We start from the raw sequence: 17311 nt of genomic DNA on the forward strand, positions 1-17311 counted from the left end.
CGCGAGAGCGCTTCAACTTACCCGACCAGGCTAAGCGGTTTGTGGACCTGCAGCGGTTCGGGAGCCTCCAGAAGCCCCGTCAGATAGCGTCCATAGGCGCTCTTCCCATATTGCTTGGCGAGGCATTCGAGCTGAACGGCGTCGATGAAGTTCAGGCGATAGGCAATCTCCTCGGGGCAGGAAATCTTGACGCCCTGGCGGCGTTCCAGCGTCGACACGAATTCCGACGCTTCCAGCAGGCTGTCCGGTGTTCCTGTGTCGAGCCAGGCATACCCGCGTCCCATCATCTCGACATGGAGCGTGCCGCGATCGAGATAGGCCCGATTGACGTCGGTGATCTCCAGTTCGCCTCGGGCGGAAGGTCTCAGGTTGGCAGCAATGTCGACGACGTCCTTGTCATAGAAATAGAGGCCGGTAACGGCCCAGTTCGAACGAGGGCGTTCCGGCTTTTCTTCAATCGAAGCCGCTTTCATCTGCTTGTCGAACTCGACCACGCCGTAACGCTGCGGATCGTTGACATGGTAGGCAAAAACCGTGGCGCCGCTTTCCCGCGCCATGGCGCTTTTGAAGAGGTCGGTAATGCCATGGCCGAAAAAGATGTTGTCGCCGAGGACGAGGCAGGACGAGCTGGAGCCAATGAAGTCCGCCCCGATGATATAGGCCTGCGCAAGGCCGTCAGGAGAGGGCTGTTCCGCATAGGACAACGAGAGACCCCATTTGGAACCGTCGCCGAGCAGCAGCTGGAAATTCGGGAGATCCTTGGGCGTCGATATGATCAGGATGTCGCGGATCCCCGCCAGCATCAGCGTCGACAGGGGATAATAGATCATCGGCTTGTCATAGATCGGCATCAACTGTTTGGACAGCACCTGGGTCATCGGGTGTAGCCGCGTACCGCTGCCTCCGGCGAGAATAATCCCCTTCATCATTTCATCTCCCGAACTTTCTGTTTTCAAGATCGGCCGGCTCCAGCAGGCGCCTGACGACATATCCCGTCGAACCCCGCCAATCGGGCATGACGATGCCGTGGCGCCTGTAGAGTCTTGAACAGTCCAGTTGCGAATTGGCGGGTCGCCGGGCGGGTGTCGGGTAGGCGCTGGTGGGGATGCGGACGACCCTTGCGGAAGGCCCGCCATTTGCCGCCGAAATTTTGAAAATCTCGTCTGCGAAGTCTGCCCAGCTCGCCGCGCCCGTTCCGGCCATATGAAAGATGCCGCGCAGTGCACGGTCGTTTGAAGCCAGCAGATTTTGCCCGACGGCGATGATGGCATCGGCAATATCGATCGCCGAAGTCGGGTTTCCGATCTGATCCTCGACGACCTGCACCTCTTCCCTTGCCTCGGCGACCCTCAGCATGGTGCGCAAGAAATTCCGGCTGAACGGGCTGTAGACCCAGGCGGTGCGGAGGATGGCATGGTTTTCGGTTGCGGCCGCCACGTTCCGCTCGCCTACCAATTTGTCGCGGCCATAGACGCCAAGCGGTGCGACCGGATCGGATTCGACATAGGGGGAGGACTTGCTGCCGTCGAAGACATAGTCTGTGGACAGGTGGACGATCGGCACTTGGAGTGCTGCCGCTACGCGCGCCAGTTCCGCAGGACCTGTTGCGTTGACGGTGAAGGCCACTTCCCTGTCGATTTCGGCCTGATCCACCCCGGTGAAGGCGGCTGCGGAGACGATCAGGTCGGGACGCGCGGCTTCGACGGCTGCAGCGATCGTCTCCGGCATCGCCAGATCGAGTTCAGGGCGGCCGAGCGCAATGATCTCGACATCGGTTCGCTTCTTCGTGTTTTCGAGGAGAGACTGAACGACCTGTCCCTTGAGCCCGGTGACCACGTATCGCTTGGGATTGCCCATCATCCAGCCCCGGCCTTGAGAAGCCCGAGGCGACTGCCGTCATATCCCTGGCGAAGCGGCGCCCACCACCATTCATTGTCGAGATACCAGCGCACCGTCTTTTTGATCCCGGTCTCGAAGCTCTCCTGCGCCTTCCAGCCCAGTTCCGTTTCCAGTTTGCTCGCGTCGATCGCGTAACGTGCATCATGCCCCGGCCTGTCGGTCACGAACCGGACCAGATTTTCATGGCGGCCTCCGCCCGGCCGCAAATCGTCGAGGATCGCGCAGATGTGCTTTACTACGTCGATATTGCTGCGCTCATTGCCGCCTCCGACGTTGTAGGTTTCGCCGACCCTGCCGCGCTCGGCGATGAGATCCAGTGCCCGGGCATGATCCTCGACGTAAAGCCAGTCGCGAATATTCGCGCCGCTCCCATAGACTGGCAGAGATTTGCCTTCGAGCGCATTGAGGATCGTCAGCGGGATCAGCTTTTCCGGAAAGTGGAAGGGGCCGTAATTGTTCGAGCAGTTGGAGACGATGACCGGCATGTCGTAGGTGCGTGCCCATGCCTTGGCGAGATGGTCCGATGCGGCCTTCGATGCAGAATAGGGTGAACTCGGGTCGTAGGGCGTCGTTTCCGAGAACAGCCCATCTCGCCCCAGCGAGCCGTAGACCTCATCCGTCGAAACATGCAGGAAGCGGAAAGCATCCTTTTTCCGACGCTCAAGCGACGCCCAGTACTCCCGGACACATTCGAGCATGGTGAAAGAACCGAGAATATTGGTTTCGACGAATTGGCGCGCACCGAGGATGGAACGGTCGACATGGCTTTCGGCGGCCAGATGCATCACGCGGTTTGGCCCGAATGTCGAAATCGCGGAACTCACCGCCGCAGCATCGCATATGTCTATCTTGAAGAACCGATAAGACGGCTTGCCTTCAACCGACCTCAGCGATGTCAGCGTGCCGGCATAGGTCAATTTATCGATGTTCAGGACCTCGTACCCCTTTTCGAGCACGAGGTAGCGGATGACCGCCGATCCAATGAACCCCGCCCCACCGGTCACAAGCACGCGCATGCCTTGGATTACCCCCAAAAGCTCTCGTCAACCGCTGCGGCTGAGTCTGCCGAATTGATCGTTGACGGCATAACTGAAGTTGGACTGAAGCTCGGCGAGCGTCGGCTGCCCCCGATCCTTTTCCGAGAGAATCGCCTTGTCTGCCGCGACAGGCCATTCGATCCCAAGCTCGGGATCGTTCCAGAGCAGGCCGCGCTCATGTTCTGCGCTGTAATAGTCGGTCACTTTGTAGGTGATGACCGTATCTGCCGTCAGGGTGCAGAACCCATGTGCGAAACCCGGCGGCAGCCAAAGCTGAAGGGCATTTTCGGCCGATAGTTCCACCGAGACGAACTTGCCATAGGTCGGCGATCCGGTACGGATATCAACCGCCACATCCAGGAATGCGCCGCTGGAACACGAGACCAGCTTGCCTTGCGCACGAGGATTGGTTTGAAAGTGAAGACCGCGGACAGTTCCTGCTTCTGCCGAATAGGACCGGTTGTCCTGAACGAACGTGAAAGGACCTACTTCGGATTCAAAAAGGCTTTTCCGAAATGTCTCCAGGAAATAACCTCGGGAATCTCCGAATTTCTTCGGAACCAGTAGTAAAACGTCCTCAATGATCGTTTTATCGAAGCGCACAGGGCCCCCATGATCCTGAAACTGCGGAATGTCTAGTGATAAGGCCACATGGATATTCGCAGCGCAATTCAGACGCGGCTCATCAGATCGGCCATGGATCGTCCAATAGCGGTAGTGAAGCCTACGCCCGCTATCTTCCGTCGTTCCGACGGCAAAAGTGTTGGGGGAACGAATACGGGCAGATCGACGCCGCGGTAAATCGTCGTCTGGGTGCTCGACCGAGATCACCCGTTCGGGACGAAAGTGTTACCTATGTCCCAGGAATAAACCGTAACCCATGTGTCCAGAACGGACCCGGAAATAGCTGGCTGGGGCGCCTGGATTCGAACCAGGGATGACGGTACCAAAAACCGTTGCCTTACCGCTTGGCGACGCCCCACCATGACGGCGGTGATGATACCGCCCAGGCAATGCGGCTTGCTCTAGCAAAGCTTCATTCGGCGAGCAATCACAGAGCGGTCGTTTTTTGTTAAATCTCATACTTTCATTTGGCTTGGGAAATTTGCTCGGAGCTGGTGCGCGACCACTCCGCGCTCCGAATGCCAGCGTTCACCTTTCGCAAAGCCTGCGCTCACCCCGAAAAGGTTGATAGGTGCAGTCGGAGGCCCGGAAAGAGCGGTAGCTGCGGGAGCAGGCGGTGATATTGCAGGAGGGCGCAGCGCCCGGCTCGCCGGTCGCCAGACCCTTGTCCAGATCGAAATCGGGAGCGGGCTCGGTCATTGCCGCGCGGATGAAGTCCCGCCAAATCCGGGCTGGAAGCGAGCCGCCCGTCACGCCTTTCATCGGCGTGTCGTCATCATTTCCGACCCAGACGCCGACGACCAGGGGCTCGGTGAAGCCGACGAACCAGGCATCGCGATTGTTCTGGCTGGTGCCCGTCTTGCCGGCCGCGAACGTGCCGGGATCTGCGTCGCGGCCGGTACCGCGTTCGATGACGAGCTGCAGCAGGCCGAGTAGGTCGGACTCGTAGGGCGACAGATCGATGGAGGGTGTCGTCTTTTCGCCAACTCTGAAAGTCTGGGATTGCCCCGATGCTCGAAAATCAACAATCCCCCATGGCTCGACCGGCGCCTTGCCGAGGCGAACCGACGCATAGGCGCTGGTGAGGTCGAGCAGGTTCACCTCCGATGTTCCGAGCGCCAGAGATGGGGTCGGTGCCAGGGGTGTATCGATGCCGAGCTCCTTGGCGGCGGCAACGACGTTGTCGAGCCCGACATCCTGGGCGAGGGCGACGGTTGCGGCGTTCAACGAACGGGCGAAAGCTTCCGCTAATGTGACCCAGCCGCGGTAGGCGCCGCCGGAATTTTCAGGTGACCACCCGTCGATTTCGATCGGTGCGTCGAGGACGCGGTCGAAAAGGGTCAGTCCTCTCTTCAGGGCGGCGTAATAGACGAAAAGTTTGAACGTGGAGCCGGGCTGCCGCATCGCCGTGACGGCGCGGTTGAACTGGCTCGTCTTGTAGTCGTGCCCGCCGACCATGGCGACGACGGCGCCCTCTGGCGTCATCGCCACAAGCGCCGCCTGGCTGGCGCCAAGCGACTTTCCGTCTTCGTCGAGAGCCTGTGTTATCACCTTTTCGGCAATGCGCTGAAGACGCGGGACCAGGGTTGTGCGTACCGTCGTCGAGCCTGGGGTGGCGCCTGCGATCTCGCTTGCCTGCGGCGAAATCCAGTCGGCGAACCAGCTTCCCGAACGGGGTGTCGGCGTCGTCGGGCGGAGCTTGCCAAATTCCGCCCTGGCGGCGGCTGCTTCGTCTGGCGTCAGCTTGGCATTGTCAACCATCGCGGCGAGCACAGTCGCTGTCCGTTGGCGGGCGCCCTCGATATTGTCGATCGGGTTCAACTGGCTCGGCGCCTTCAAGAGGCCCGCGAGTAGCGCTGATTCCGAGACGTTGAGGTCTCGGATGTCTTTGTTGAAGTAAATCCGTGCGGCGGCCGGCATTCCGGTCGCACCCGAACCGAGATAGGCGGCATTCAGATAGCGGGTCAGGATTTCCTGCTTGCCCAGTTTCCATTCCAGCCAGAACGCAATGACCACTTCCTGGATCTTCCGCTTCAGCGTCCGATCGCTTTGCAGATATTGCAGCTTGATCAATTGCTGGGTGATCGTGCTGCCGCCCTGGACCACCGAGCCTGCCTGAAAATTCCTGATGAATGCGCGGCCGATTCCCTGCGGATCGACACCGTAGTGGGTCATGAACCGCCTGTCCTCGATCGACAGGACAGCGTCGACGAGGGACTTCGGAAACTGATTGTAAGCCGCATATGGTCCCTGATACGGGCCTTGCCGCACAAGCGGCGCGCCATCCGCCGTTTCAAGCACGATGACAGGCTTCAGTGTGCCTGCCGCGATCTCCCGCCACGGCACGTCCTTCAAGGCCCATACTAGAACGCCCGCCATGACGAGGACGCAGGCAAATGATGCGAGTGCAGCCACGGTTATCCAGGACAACCGTCTTGACTGCCGGTTCTGCCTTGAAATTGGCCGCCAATGCCGCAAGGCGACCATTGCGGAGAGGGCTTTGCTGCGGAGGCCTGAAAGGCGTTCCGCTGCCGCCCTGGATGTCGGGTCCCGTTCTCGCTTTTTCGGCCTTGCGTGTTTCCCCCAAAGCGTAGCGGCGGCGTTGCTTATCCAGAGAGAGCCCGATTGCCACGACGTCCCGATATCCTGGCGGAGCGCGGTCAGCAATTCACGGACGGCCCGCCCGCTTTGCCCAAAGACAGGAGCAGAATTGCCGCTGGCTTTCTGCTCGTCTGGCGATTCACCCAGGGGCAAGCCTTCTTCGTGAAGCTCGCCCGTCTCCGGCACGCCTTTGGGTGCCGCCTCTGTGTCAGTCATCGGCGCGGGCTCGCTGAGGGCACGTTCATCCGGTTTCTTCGAGTTGTCCTCAGGGCGGGTCATTCACTGCGGTGCGGTTGGATCTCGTAAATGAAATAGTGCGTGACAGCACAAAAGGAAGGTGCTGCCGCGCCTATCGGTGATCAGAAGCCGTGATGCTCTACTCCCAATGAAGTAAGCGCGGTCAAATAGATAGACGGCGAAAGCCATGTCACTATCGGATCTGCAAGTTTGATCTGCAAGCGGAGGAAATGCATGAAAAAACGGGTGATGAGCGATCCGAACTGGCCGGAGCCGGTGATCGTAACAGTCGGGCGGAGGTCTCCGGAAATTATTCGAACTCCTGCAGAGGCCTTGATCTACCTTACCAACAAATGGCCTGGCGCGCGCAACGAGCGCTACAGAACAGCAACCGAGTTCTGCTCGGCTGCGCTGCGCAGACAGGTAGACGCCGCATCTGCACGTGAGACGTTTCTGTCCGCCGCACTCGAAGCGGGAATGCTCCAATAAGCCTGATCTTTTGCGACACAGCCAATCTTCATGGACCTGTTCGCGGATGGATATAGCGAAGCGCCGAAAAATCCCGGGCCGCAAGACGGTGGCTGTCGAGCAGCGTCGGTTGGGCGCTGCTTGTACGGCCGGAAGCGAGGCCGAAGATCACCTGCCATAGCGTGGTGACCATGCCATGTCGTTCAATCCCTGTCGTTCATGGCCGCACGGAGCGTATCGTTGATGCGATCCTGCCAGCCGGGGCCATCGTCCTGAAAATAGGCGAGCACGTCGCTATCGAGCTTCAGCGACACGAGTTCCTTGACATTGGGTGGCGCCCGCCGCTCGACGGCGGGAGCCGGGGCGGCCTTCTTGGTCGGCGAGAACAGTGCCTCGGCAGCTTCGAGTGGATTGACGGGCCGGCGCGGGGGACGTGTCATGATGATCTCCGTAGTCAAAAGGGGAGGGTATTCGCCGTCGCAGTTCTGGCCTGCAGACGCGGCTCTTTTCTCGAACTATCAGCAAGCTTGGCGAAATAGCAATCACGGAGCAGGGCGGTCAGCGGGAAGAGGCATTGCCAATCGGTATGTGGGCCGTACCGGCATCCGCAAACCTCGGAAACCCACTATGGGATTTCTGCTCTTGGTCGTATAACCGTCCTCGATCCTGAGAACGCTCTCCCGAGCACTTCTGTTGACGCACGCTGTCTCCGCCGATCGTCCTCGGATCAGTCCCGTTCGACTGGCCTCCGGTCAGTCTGTCCAAGTCCGAAGCCCATCCGTCTCACCCAAGGAGAACGACCATGGATCGTACCGCCGTTGAAAACCGCCGCAAGGCATCGTTGAACACTCCCTCCGATCTGCCCTCCAACGCCACCGCCGATATTGCCGGTGCGCTTGCGGCGCTGCTGGCGGATACGTTCGCGCTCTATCTCAAGACCAAGAATTTTCACTGGCATATGAGCGGCCCGCATTTTCGCGATTACCACGTGATGCTTGACGAACAGGGCGAGCAGATTTTTGCCATGACCGACGCGATTGCCGAACGTGCCCGCAAGATCGGCGGCACGACGATCCGCTCGATCGGCCATATCGGCCGGCTGCAGCGCCTTCTCGACAACGACGCCGATTTCGTCACCCCGCGCGACATGCTTGCCGAATTGAAGGACGACAACCAGCAACTCGTGTCGTTCCTGCGCCAGGCCCACGAAGTCTGCGCCGAACATAACGACGTAGCCACCACGAGCCTGCTGGAAGTCTGGATCGACGAGACGGAACGCCGCGCCTGGTTCCTGTTCGAGACGACACGCGGCGCCGAATAAATCGGTCACCAATTGAAATCTATAAAGAACCCCACGGCGGCAACGGCATCGCTGCCGCCGATCGTCGCGATGACATCTCATCCACCGTTCAGAACCAGTACAGGCATTTCATGAAACAAGACTTCTCCTCCATCATCGACCGCTTCGGTATCGGCAGCCGCGGAAGTTCGGCTGTCGTGCATCAAGGCACCGGCTATTTCGCCGTGACGCCTCAATCCCCTTATGACGGTGATTTGAGCACTGCCGAACAGACCCGGCAACTGCTCGCCAAAGCCGAAGCGCGGCTTGCCGAAATCGGCAGCGCCAAGCAGGGCCTGATCTTCTGCGCGATCATATTGGCCGACATGGACGGTTATGCCGAAATGAACGAGGTCTGGGACGCCTGGGTTTCGGGCATGGCTCCGCCCGCCCGGGCCTGTTTCGAGGCGCGGCTTGCCAATCCCAATCTGAAGGTGGAGATGATCATGGTGTGCGCTGCGGCATCGACCAAGGCGGCATAACAGGCGTTCCCGCAAGACCAATGCAGGTTTTGCATGGGTGCCCTGAGGCTTTGTTGCTTTTACAGGCAGGTGGGAAGGATTATATCCCTGTCATCGAACGACGCCGGAGCCAGAACGGTTGCTGACGTCAGACAGTCTCAGGAAAGGGACCCGATCATGAACGTAGCACGCTCTTTCAACAACTGGCGCAAGTATCGTCAGACCGTCACCGAACTCGGCCGCATGACCAGCCGCGAACTGCAGGACCTCGGCATCGACCGCTCCGACATTCGCAACGTCGCCCGCGCAGCCATCGGTCGCTAATCGCGATATAGCCCGCCCGGACCATGCACGACGCCCGCCATTGCCGCGGGCGTTTCTGCGTCAGAAGATGTTCTGCGCGCCAGACCTCTTTGAGACTTCACTACCCGTTTGCAGGTATGCATTTTTCGTATAGCTGCACTGCAACATAATGACTATCAATAGTGCAGGATCGTTGTATAGTCATACTTATCGAAGCGATGCACCTCCTCCCGCAGAGCTTCGTGTTATCAGACGGCCCACTCCTCCTCCCAGGGACGTCTGTAGGAACGGCGGCACTCCTCCTCCCAGCCGCTGTTCGGTTCTTTACGGAAAGCCTGCCGCACCTCCTCCCGCGGCAGGCTTTTTCGTTTTGAGGCTGAGGGTTTTTCAGAATTCAAAATCGCGCGTTTAACCGAGGTCGCTCAGGTGGCATCCGGCGATGTCGATTCGTGCCTGAAAGTCGAAGACGCGGCGAGGCGATCCGTTGCCGCATCGCGGAGAAGGGGCACTCGCCGGAAAACGGTCTTCTACGGATTCTCACGGCAACCGAATCTCCATGGCAGCCCAGAATCACAGCCACCATCGAAGTGCCGGGAGAGATGATTCGCGCCTGGCGCATCGCCTTGTCGACCGCCCCTTTTCTTCCTCGCGCCCGGTCTTCTCTTCATTGCGAAGCCTATGTCGGCGAGGTGGGCCTGGTGCAAGGGAAGATCGTAACGATCGGTTAAAACCAGGCCGTCCAAGAGCTTCTTGTTTACCAATTGTTAACCATATCGGGGCTAAAAAACGGTCACGATTTCTTTACGCAGATGACCAAAATGCTAACAGACGCTCGCGCTATCCGTATCAAGGGCCGTTCTTTTCTGGCGGTCGTGCTTGCTCCCGATCTTCCTTTCGACGATTGGCTCGTCCGGCTGGATGATCTCGCGGCGCGTTCCGCCGGGTTCTTCCTTGGCCGACCGGTCGTGCTCGATGTTACCGATCTGCCAATCGATCGCGCTCAGTTGAAAGAGCTCATCGCCGAGCTTGCCGGGCGCAGTGTCAATATCATGGGTATCGAAGGCGGCCGTCCTTCGATCCTGGGGCCAGGCATGCCTCCGGCACTCAAAGGTGGTCGGCCGGTCTCCGACGAAGCCGTCGCCAAGGAGCCGATCATCGAGTTGCACAACAGCGAGCCGAAACCGTCGGTGCCCGAGATGCGCCCGACCTTGCAGTCTATCGTCATTCGCGATCCGGTGCGGTCGGGGCAGTCGGTGATCTTCCCCGAAGGCGACGTGACGATTATCGGATCGGTCGCCTCGGGAGCTGAAATCATCGCTGGTGGCTCGATCCACATTTACGGGACCCTGCGTGGCAGGGCCATGGCAGGATCGCTCGGAAACGCATCGGCACGCATCTTCTGCCGCAAGCTCGAAGCCGAGCTTTTGGCAATCGACGGCATCTACAAGATGGCGGACGACATGGCCCCCGGCCTTCGCGGACATTCAGTCCAGCTTTGGCTCGAAGGGGATTCGATCATGGCAGAGAAACTTATTTGAGCCGCAACCGGCCAGCAAACAGGAGAGCAAGATGGGGAAAGTCATCGTAGTCACTTCAGGCAAGGGCGGGGTTGGCAAGACGACCTCGACTGCCGCACTCGGAGCGGCTCTGGCCCAGCGAAACGAACGGGTTGTCGTCGTCGATTTTGACGTCGGGCTGCGCAACCTCGACCTCGTGATGGGCGCCGAACGTCGGGTCGTTTACGATCTGATCAACGTCATCCAGGGCGAGGCGAAGCTCTCGCAGGCTCTGATTCGCGACAAGCGCCTGGAGACGCTGTTCCTGCTGCCGGCATCGCAGACGCGCGACAAGGACAACCTGACGCCCGAGGGCGTGGAGCGGGTCATTACCGAATTGAAGCGGGTCTTCGACTGGGTTATCTGCGATAGCCCCGCCGGTATCGAGAGCGGCGCCACGCTTGCCATGCGCCACGCCGACATGGCTGTGGTGGTCACCAATCCGGAAGTCTCGTCCGTCCGCGACTCGGACCGCATCATCGGCCTGCTGGACTCGAAGACGATGAAGGCCGAGCGCGGCGAGCGGATGGAAAAGCACCTGCTTCTGACGCGCTACGACGCCAACCGCGCTGAGCGGGGCGATATGCTGAAGGTCGAGGACGTGCTGGAGATCCTCTCCATCCCGCTGATCGGCATCATCCCCGAAAGCATGGATGTCCTGCGCGCCTCGAATATCGGTGCGCCGGTCACCCTGGCGGATGCACGCAGCGCACCGGCCATGGCCTATTTCGATGCCGCACGCCGGCTTGCAGGAGAAGTTCTGCCGATCACGATCCCCGGGGAAAAGCGGGGGATATTCGGCAAGATCTTCGCACGGAGGGCCGCATGACCATATTCAACCTTTTCCGCAAACAGCGCTCCGCACCCACGGCCCGCGAACGCCTGCAGGTGCTTCTCGCCCACGAACGCTCATCGAACGGCTCGGACCTCGTATCCTTGCTTCGCGAAGAAATCCTTGCGGTGATCGCCAAGCACGTGCAGGTCGACAGCGACAAGGTGCAGGTCAAGATGGACCGCGACGAGAACGTCACGATCCTCGAGATCGACGTCGAGATCCCGTTGGATGCTGTCAGCCAGGCTGCCTGAGCCGACAGCATTCGGCAAACTCGAATTTTGAAACGCGGACAACCAGGTTGTCCGCGTTTCGTATTTCGCTTTCTTGCGCGAAGGAAGACGGCGACGCGCTGAGTGGAAACGGCCGCCAATCCGGTCCGCTTGACAGGATTGCTGAAAACCGACAGTTATCGTCGTAATTCCGAGGGGGGCATCTTGACGATGCTGAGATGGCGGCGAGCCGGACCCTTGAACCTGATCCGGGTCATGCCGGCGTAGGAACGGAAATAGGCGTCGTCCGACGGCACTTTCTCTTCTCCGCTTCACCTGGGTCTCCGTGATTGACTGATCTGGAGATCGACCGATGACATCCATTCTTTCCGTTGTCCCCAACGGGTATCCGGCCGTCACGTGCAGGTTCGACGCGTAGCGTCATGCGTGCGTCCCATGCGGTCATCGGCCTCGTCCTGCTTGTCGCCCTCTGGCAAGCCGGCGTCTGGCTGTTTGCTCCGCCCCGCTATATTCTGCCGTCGCCTGTAGCCGTCGCGTCCGCCTTCCTGCGGCAGCCTGGTTTCCTGCTGCAGAACAGCGCCGTCACGCTGATCGAAATCGCGCTAGGCCTCGCGATCGGCGCAGGCCTCGGCATTGCCACGGCCTTCGGCGTTGCGGCGCTGCCGCGGCTCGGCCGTCTCGTCTGGCCGATGGTGCTGATCCTGCAGGCCTTTCCCGTCTTCGTGCTGGCGCCGATCCTGGTTCTCTGGCTGGGTTTCGGCCTTGCCTCGAAAGTGGCGATGACGACGATCATCATCTTCTTTCCGGTCGCCTCCGCTTTTGCCGACGGCCTTCGCCGCACCGATCAGGAAATCCTCGACGCTGTCTCGCTGGAGGGCGCCAGCCATTGGCAGACGCTGGTGTCGATGCGCGTGCCGCTGGCGATCCCGAGCCTCGTTTCCGGCCTTCGGGTCGCCGCCCCGCTGGCGCCGCTCGGTGCCGTTGTCGGGGAATGGGTCGGGGCGTCCGGCGGGCTCGGCTTCGTGATGGTCCAGGCCAATGCCCGCATGCAGACCGACACGGTGTTCGCGGCGATGGCCATACTGGCAATCCTTACCCTCATTCTAAGGCTTCTCATCGACCGGCTGACCGCCGGGCTCGCCCCGTGGGCAAGCGAAGCCGACCCTTCATCTTCATCCGCATCAGGGAGTTCCGTCCGATCATGATCCGTATCCTCACCGCGTCCTTCATCGCGCTGGCCAGCCTTGCCACCCCGATTTCTGCGCAGGCCGCCGACAAGCTGAGCGTGCTGCTCGAATGGTTCGTCAATCCGGACCACGCGCCGATGGTGATCGCCCAGCAGCGCGGGCTGTTTGGCGATGCCAATCTCGACGTCGAGCTCATCCCGCCGTCCGATGCCTCCGCGGTGCCGCGGCTGGTTTCGGCGGGCGAGGCGGATATCGGCATCCACTATCAGCCAAACCTCTATCTCGACCACGAAGCGGGCCTGCCGCTTGTGCGGTTCGGCACGCTGGTCGAAACGCCGCTCAACACCGTCACTGTGCTGGCGGACGGTCCGATCAAGAGCCTCAAGGACCTGAAAGGCAAGAAGGTCGGCTTTTCCGTGACCGGTTTCGAGGATGCGATGCTGAAGCGCATGCTGGCCTCGGAAGGGCTTTCCAACGACGACGTGGAGCTGATCAACGTCAACTTTTCGCTGTCGCCGTCGCTGATCGGGGGCAAGGTGGATGCGACGCTCGGTGGGTTCCGCAATTTCGAGCTGACCCAGATGAAGCTGGAAGGCCATGCGGGGCGGGCGTTTTTCCCTGAAGAGCACGGGGTTCCTGCTTATGACGAACTGATCTTCGTCACCCGCCGCGATTCTGCTGGCGATAACCGGCTGCCGCGTTTCCTGCATGCAGTCGAACAGGCCTCGATCTACATCACCAACCATCCGCTGGAGGCCTGGCAGCTTTTTGTCAAGGCCTATCCGAGCCTCGACGACGAGTTGAACCGCACCGCGTTCTTCGACACGCTGCCGCGTTTTGCCAAGCGTCCGGCCGCACTCGACCAAGGCCGCTACCAGCGCTTCGCCGCCTTCATGAAGGAAACGGGACTGATCAAGGCAGTGCCTCCGGTCTCCGACGTTGCTGTCGAAATCAAATAGGCCAAGTTGCTGATATCGTTTGATTTGAGCTCCGGGGTTCGCGTAACGTGATTTTCATGCCAGACAGGCTTTCCACGTTACGTGACCCGGAGTTTGCTTGACCATCGGACTTGCCCATGCGGAACTGATCGCGGTTCTGTCCGCCGTCACCGGCGACGAGCCGCGCGTGATGACGGTACGCTCGGGAGATGCGCTGCCGTCCGGCCCTTTCGAGCTCGGCCATCGCAGCCTACAGGCCGGGCTTCGCGAATGGGTCGGCGACCAGACAGGCCATCCGCTCGGTTATCTCGAACAGCTCTATACGTTCGCCGACCGCGACCGCACCCATGAGGATGCCGAGGGGCGGACGATCTCGATCAGCTATCTCGGCCTCGTCCGCGAGCAGGCCGCACCCGGCGCCGGAAAACCCGGCTGGCACGGCTGGTACGAATATTTCCCCTGGGAGGACCATCGCGGGGGGAGGCCGGAGATACAGGCGGCCATCACCGACCGCCTGCAGGATTGGGTCGCTTCGGAAACGGCGCGCCGCGAACACCGCCAGCGTCGCGTCGATTTTGCCTTCGGGCTAGACGGTGCCGCCTGGAACGAGGATCTCGGCCTGCAGCGTTACGAGTTGATGTATGAGGCAGGCCTTGTGACCGAGGCCGGTTGTCCGCCGGCCAAAAATTTCGGTCGATCGATGTTTGCCGATCACCGCCGTATCCTGGCGACCGGGATCGCGCGGCTGCGCGCCAAGATCAAATATCGCCCGGTAGTCTTCGAACTGATGCCGGAGAGTTTTACGCTGTCGCAATTGCAGCGCACCGTCGAAGCGCTGGCCGGCCTGACGCTGCACAAGCCGAACTTCCGCAGGCTGATCGACCAGCAGGAGCTGATCGAGGAAACCGGGGAGGCGACCAGCGAGACTGGCGGCCGGCCGGCCAAGCTCTTCCGCTACCGTCATGCGGTACTCGAAGAGCGCGCGCTTTCCGGTTCGAAACTTCCGCTTTCACGCAATTGACATAAACTCTAAACGAGAATATGTCTCTGCGCCGGATATACTCACTTCGAGTATAAAAGGAGTCGCTCATGAATTCCCCGGTTTCGGTTTCCCAGCTTTACGATCGTGTCAGCCGCGTCATCCCGAAGGCCGAGTGGATGAGCTACGAGGCGGATGTCGCCGCGATCCTGGAGCTCAAGCGCACCCGCAACGCCGTCATCCTCGCTCACAATTACCAGACGCCGGAAATCTTCCATGGCGTCGCGGATATCGTCGGCGACAGTCTGGCGCTCGCCCGCAAGGCGATCGACGTGGATGCGGATGTGATCGTGCTCGCCGGCGTGCATTTCATGGCGGAGACGGCAAAGCTGCTGAACCCGGGGAAGACGGTACTGATCCCGGACATGGCGGCGGGCTGTTCGCTGGCGGATTCGATCACGCCCGAGGACATCGCGCTGCTGCGGCAGGCGCATCCGGGCGTGCCGATCATCACCTACGTGAACACGTCTGCGGCGGTGAAGGCGGCGTCCGATATCTGCTGCACCTCCGGCAATGCTAAACAGGTGGTGGAGTCGCTCGGTGTCCCGAAAGTGCTGATGATCCCGGACGAATACCTGGCGCAGAACGTCGCGCGGGAAACCAGTGTCGAGATCATCGCCTGGCACGGCCATTGCGAAGTGCACGAGTTGTTCAACGCGCAGGACGTCCGCGATCTGCGCGAGGCGCATCCGGGCGTCGTTGTGCTGGCGCATCCGGAATGCCCGCCGGAAGTGGTGGCAGAAGCCGATTTTGCCGGTTCCACGGCTGTCATGTCCGATTATGTCGGCCAAAAGAAGCCGGCCCGCGTCGTGCTTCTGACCGAGTGCTCGATGAGTGACAATGTCGCCGTGCATCATCCGGACGTGGAATTCGTGCGGCCCTGCAACCTCTGCCCGCACATGAAGCGGATCACGCTCGCCAACATCCGCAAGGCGCTGGAGGAAAACCAGCACGAGGTGACCGTCGATCCGTCGATCGCGGTTGCCGCCCGCCGCGCGGTCGAGAGGATGCTCGCCATATGACCGAGATCCTCGACCATCTCGCCGGCCGCATCGCGATCGTCGGCAGCGGCCTGGCGGGCCTTGTGACGGCGCTGACCTTGGCGCCGCAGCCCGTCGTGCTGATCACCCGCGCCGCCTTGGGTGCGGAAACGTCGAGCGCCTGGGCACAGGGCGGCATTGCTGCGAGCCTCGGGGCCGACGACAGCGCTAACCTGCATCTGGCCGATACGCTCGCAGCCGGCGACGGACTTTGTGATCCGGCAGTCGCCGCTTCGATCCTGACGCAAGCCCCGAACGCCATCGCCATCCTGGAAAAATTCGGCGTGCGTTTCGACCGGGCCGCTGACGGTTCGCTTTCGCTCGGGCTGGAGGCTGCCCATTCGCGCCGCCGTATCGTGCACGTGGCGGGCGACGGCTCGGGCGCGGCGATCGTCCGGGCGTTGGTCGAAGCCGTTTCCAGAACGCCGTCGATCACGGTGTTTGATGGTGTTGAGGTTCGTCGGCTTTTGACGAATGGCGATGCGGTGTCCGGCCTGCTCTGCGCGGCGGGCTCGGGAGCGGTTGTTGTTCCGACCACGCGGGTGGTTCTGGCGACCGGCGGCCTTGGGGGGCTTTATGATGCGACCACCAATCCCACCGGCAATTTCGGCCAGGGCGTGATGCTTGCAGCACGGGCCGGCGCGGTGCTTGCGGATATGGAATTCGTGCAGTTCCACCCGACGGCGCTCGATTCCCAGCGGCGGCCACTGGCGCTGGTCAGCGAGGCGGTGCGCGGCGAGGGTGCGGTGCTGGTCAACGAAAAGGGCGAGCGTTTTCTCGCCCGCGAACCGGGGGCCGAACTGGCTGCGCGGGATATCGTGGCGCGTGCCATCAGTGCCGAGATCGCCCGCGGCGGGCGTGTCTTTCTCGATGCCCGGCCGGCGCTCGGAAACGGGTTCTCCAGACGGTTTCCGGCGATCGACGCGTTCTGCCGGGAAGCGAGCGTCGATCCCAATTCCGACCTCATCCCGGTCCGTCCCGCCGTTCATTACCATATGGGTGGTGTGGCGACTGACGGGAACGGCCGTAGCTCGTTGCAGGGGCTGTGGGTGGTCGGGGAGGCGGCTTCGACCGGTCTCCACGGCGCCAACCGGCTCGCCAGCAACTCGCTTCTGGAAGCCGCCGTCATGGGCATGCGGGCCGCGCTAGATCTCTCGGCAACGTCCGCCGGAACGTATCAGATCACCGATGCCGAGCTGCCGGTGCCGGTGGATATTTCTACCGTGCGGCCGATCGTATCGCGGCATCTCGGCGTTCTTAGAAATGCCGGCGCCATCCATGGTGCGATCGCGAGCCTGCTGCCGCTCGTCGAAAGCGAAGGATCCGCCGCTGATCCGGCGATCGTCGCGCTGCTGATTGCAGTCTTCGCCTCGCTGCGAAAGGAATCCCGTGGCGCGCATGCCCGCACCGATTTCCCGCTGAAGCTCGCCTATGCGGAACGGCAGCAGATGCGCCTTGCCGATGCGCTGGATATTGCCCGCGCGACCGCTTCCCATCCTCTTGCCCGGAGTGCCTGA

The 17311-nt window shown here is 61.1% G+C and carries 19 protein-coding genes, 1 tRNA gene and 1 riboswitch; of the genes, 12 read left to right on the top strand and 8 right to left on the bottom strand.

The features are described from left to right. Positions 1 to 17: 17 nt before the first annotated feature. The 6 genes from rfbA to AC1DLT_RS12665 all read right to left on the bottom strand — a co-directional run bounded on the left by rfbA (position 18) and on the right by AC1DLT_RS12665 (position 5939). Complete coding sequence (rfbA, locus tag AC1DLT_RS12640; RefSeq protein WP_477487234.1) at positions 18 to 926, bottom strand: glucose-1-phosphate thymidylyltransferase RfbA; 909 nt, start codon at positions 924 to 926, stop codon at positions 18 to 20. Between the two features lie 4 nt (positions 927 to 930). After that, on the bottom strand, positions 931 to 1860 hold the full coding sequence (gene rfbD / locus AC1DLT_RS12645) for a dTDP-4-dehydrorhamnose reductase (protein WP_038543963.1): 930 nt from the start codon (positions 1858 to 1860) through the stop codon (positions 931 to 933). Continuing rightward, entirely contained in the window at positions 1857 to 2915 is a 1059-nt protein-coding gene (gene rfbB, locus AC1DLT_RS12650) for a dTDP-glucose 4,6-dehydratase (protein WP_477486947.1), read from the bottom strand. Before rfbB ends, rfbD begins: the two co-directional genes overlap by 4 nt. 27 nt (positions 2916 to 2942) lie before the next feature. Continuing rightward, positions 2943 to 3539: a dTDP-4-dehydrorhamnose 3,5-epimerase gene (gene rfbC / locus AC1DLT_RS12655; protein WP_247137667.1), complete on the bottom strand. Its 597-nt coding sequence runs from the start codon at positions 3537 to 3539 to the stop codon at positions 2943 to 2945. A 305-nt stretch (positions 3540 to 3844) separates the two neighbouring features. After that, positions 3845 to 3918, bottom strand: a tRNA-Gln gene (locus AC1DLT_RS12660). 170 nt (positions 3919 to 4088) lie between these two features. Beyond that, positions 4089 to 5939, bottom strand: coding sequence for a PBP1A family penicillin-binding protein (locus AC1DLT_RS12665; protein WP_477487235.1), 1851 nt, complete (start codon positions 5937 to 5939; stop codon positions 4089 to 4091). 693 nt (positions 5940 to 6632) lie between these two features. On the opposite strand from AC1DLT_RS12665, the gene AC1DLT_RS12670 reads away from it, so the two are divergent. Beyond that, on the top strand, positions 6633 to 6887 hold the full coding sequence (locus AC1DLT_RS12670) for a DUF982 domain-containing protein (protein WP_038543958.1): 255 nt from the start codon (positions 6633 to 6635) through the stop codon (positions 6885 to 6887). Positions 6888 to 6915: 28 nt separating this feature from the next. Here AC1DLT_RS12670 and AC1DLT_RS12675 read toward each other — a convergent pair whose 3' ends face one another. Both AC1DLT_RS12675 and AC1DLT_RS12680 read right to left on the bottom strand, forming a co-directional pair. After that, entirely contained in the window at positions 6916 to 7059 is a 144-nt protein-coding gene (locus AC1DLT_RS12675; RefSeq protein WP_157885146.1) for a hypothetical protein, read from the bottom strand. Positions 7060 to 7069: 10 nt separating this feature from the next. Next, positions 7070 to 7306, bottom strand: a complete 237-nt coding sequence (locus AC1DLT_RS12680) for a BrnA antitoxin family protein (RefSeq protein WP_477486948.1) — start codon at positions 7304 to 7306, stop codon at positions 7070 to 7072. A gap of 362 nt (positions 7307 to 7668) precedes the next feature. Here AC1DLT_RS12680 and AC1DLT_RS12685 point away from each other — a divergent pair, with 362 nt between their 5' ends. The 11 genes from AC1DLT_RS12685 (at position 7669) to AC1DLT_RS12735 (ending at position 17311) form a co-directional block, all read left to right on the top strand. Beyond that, complete coding sequence (locus AC1DLT_RS12685; protein WP_038543954.1) at positions 7669 to 8187, top strand: Dps family protein; 519 nt, start codon at positions 7669 to 7671, stop codon at positions 8185 to 8187. A gap of 110 nt (positions 8188 to 8297) precedes the next feature. Then, on the top strand, positions 8298 to 8687 hold the full coding sequence (locus AC1DLT_RS12690) for a RidA family protein (RefSeq protein WP_477486949.1): 390 nt from the start codon (positions 8298 to 8300) through the stop codon (positions 8685 to 8687). 156 nt (positions 8688 to 8843) lie between these two features. Further along, positions 8844 to 8990 carry a DUF1127 domain-containing protein gene (locus AC1DLT_RS12695; RefSeq protein WP_065814776.1) on the top strand — a complete coding sequence of 49 codons (147 nt, stop codon included), beginning with the start codon at positions 8844 to 8846 and terminating at the stop codon, positions 8988 to 8990. A gap of 788 nt (positions 8991 to 9778) precedes the next feature. Next, complete coding sequence (minC, locus tag AC1DLT_RS12700; RefSeq protein ID WP_038543950.1) at positions 9779 to 10507, top strand: septum site-determining protein MinC; 729 nt, start codon at positions 9779 to 9781, stop codon at positions 10505 to 10507. A 31-nt stretch (positions 10508 to 10538) separates the two neighbouring features. Further along, positions 10539 to 11354: a septum site-determining protein MinD gene (gene minD / locus AC1DLT_RS12705; protein WP_038543948.1), complete on the top strand. Its 816-nt coding sequence runs from the start codon at positions 10539 to 10541 to the stop codon at positions 11352 to 11354. Beyond that, positions 11351 to 11611 carry a cell division topological specificity factor MinE gene (gene minE / locus AC1DLT_RS12710; protein ID WP_038543946.1) on the top strand — a complete coding sequence of 87 codons (261 nt, stop codon included), beginning with the start codon at positions 11351 to 11353 and terminating at the stop codon, positions 11609 to 11611. Before minD ends, minE begins: the two co-directional genes overlap by 4 nt. A gap of 162 nt (positions 11612 to 11773) precedes the next feature. Further along, positions 11774 to 11877, top strand: a riboswitch (TPP riboswitch). 135 nt (positions 11878 to 12012) lie between these two features. After that, a complete protein-coding gene (locus AC1DLT_RS12715; protein ID WP_477486950.1) occupies positions 12013 to 12795 on the top strand; it encodes an ABC transporter permease in 783 nt (260 codons plus the stop codon). Continuing rightward, on the top strand, positions 12792 to 13736 hold the full coding sequence (locus AC1DLT_RS12720; RefSeq protein ID WP_477486951.1) for an ABC transporter substrate-binding protein: 945 nt from the start codon (positions 12792 to 12794) through the stop codon (positions 13734 to 13736). The genes AC1DLT_RS12715 and AC1DLT_RS12720 overlap by 4 nt, the downstream gene beginning before the upstream one ends. A 97-nt stretch (positions 13737 to 13833) precedes the next feature. Then, positions 13834 to 14736: an NUDIX hydrolase gene (locus AC1DLT_RS12725; RefSeq protein WP_247138530.1), complete on the top strand. Its 903-nt coding sequence runs from the start codon at positions 13834 to 13836 to the stop codon at positions 14734 to 14736. 68 nt (positions 14737 to 14804) lie between these two features. After that, on the top strand, positions 14805 to 15776 hold the full coding sequence (gene nadA / locus AC1DLT_RS12730) for a quinolinate synthase NadA (RefSeq protein ID WP_477486952.1): 972 nt from the start codon (positions 14805 to 14807) through the stop codon (positions 15774 to 15776). Then, on the top strand, positions 15773 to 17311 hold the full coding sequence (locus AC1DLT_RS12735; RefSeq protein ID WP_477486953.1) for an L-aspartate oxidase: 1539 nt from the start codon (positions 15773 to 15775) through the stop codon (positions 17309 to 17311). The genes nadA and AC1DLT_RS12735 overlap by 4 nt, the downstream gene beginning before the upstream one ends.

The organism is Neorhizobium sp. 05N33, from assembly GCF_056397445.1.

Coding starts and splice junctions, on each gene's coding strand:
- AC1DLT_RS12690 (WP_477486949.1), top strand. CDS start 8,298: ATGAAACAAGACTTCTCCTCCATCATCGACCGCTTCGGTATCGGCAGC.
- rfbD (WP_038543963.1), bottom strand. CDS start 1,860: ATGATGGGCAATCCCAAGCGATACGTGGTCACCGGGCTCAAGGGACAG.
- AC1DLT_RS12675 (WP_157885146.1), bottom strand. CDS start 7,059: ATGGTCACCACGCTATGGCAGGTGATCTTCGGCCTCGCTTCCGGCCGT.
- rfbA (WP_477487234.1), bottom strand. CDS start 926: ATGAAGGGGATTATTCTCGCCGGAGGCAGCGGTACGCGGCTACACCCG.
- AC1DLT_RS12685 (WP_038543954.1), top strand. CDS start 7,669: ATGGATCGTACCGCCGTTGAAAACCGCCGCAAGGCATCGTTGAACACT.
- AC1DLT_RS12720 (WP_477486951.1), top strand. CDS start 12,792: ATGATCCGTATCCTCACCGCGTCCTTCATCGCGCTGGCCAGCCTTGCC.
- AC1DLT_RS12735 (WP_477486953.1), top strand. CDS start 15,773: ATGACCGAGATCCTCGACCATCTCGCCGGCCGCATCGCGATCGTCGGC.
- rfbB (WP_477486947.1), bottom strand. CDS start 2,915: ATGCGCGTGCTTGTGACCGGTGGGGCGGGGTTCATTGGATCGGCGGTC.
- AC1DLT_RS12695 (WP_065814776.1), top strand. CDS start 8,844: ATGAACGTAGCACGCTCTTTCAACAACTGGCGCAAGTATCGTCAGACC.
- minC (WP_038543950.1), top strand. CDS start 9,779: ATGACCAAAATGCTAACAGACGCTCGCGCTATCCGTATCAAGGGCCGT.
- AC1DLT_RS12670 (WP_038543958.1), top strand. CDS start 6,633: ATGAAAAAACGGGTGATGAGCGATCCGAACTGGCCGGAGCCGGTGATC.
- AC1DLT_RS12715 (WP_477486950.1), top strand. CDS start 12,013: ATGCGTGCGTCCCATGCGGTCATCGGCCTCGTCCTGCTTGTCGCCCTC.
- nadA (WP_477486952.1), top strand. CDS start 14,805: ATGAATTCCCCGGTTTCGGTTTCCCAGCTTTACGATCGTGTCAGCCGC.
- minD (WP_038543948.1), top strand. CDS start 10,539: ATGGGGAAAGTCATCGTAGTCACTTCAGGCAAGGGCGGGGTTGGCAAG.
- AC1DLT_RS12680 (WP_477486948.1), bottom strand. CDS start 7,306: ATGACACGTCCCCCGCGCCGGCCCGTCAATCCACTCGAAGCTGCCGAG.
- AC1DLT_RS12665 (WP_477487235.1), bottom strand. CDS start 5,939: ATGGCGGGCGTTCTAGTATGGGCCTTGAAGGACGTGCCGTGGCGGGAG.
- minE (WP_038543946.1), top strand. CDS start 11,351: ATGACCATATTCAACCTTTTCCGCAAACAGCGCTCCGCACCCACGGCC.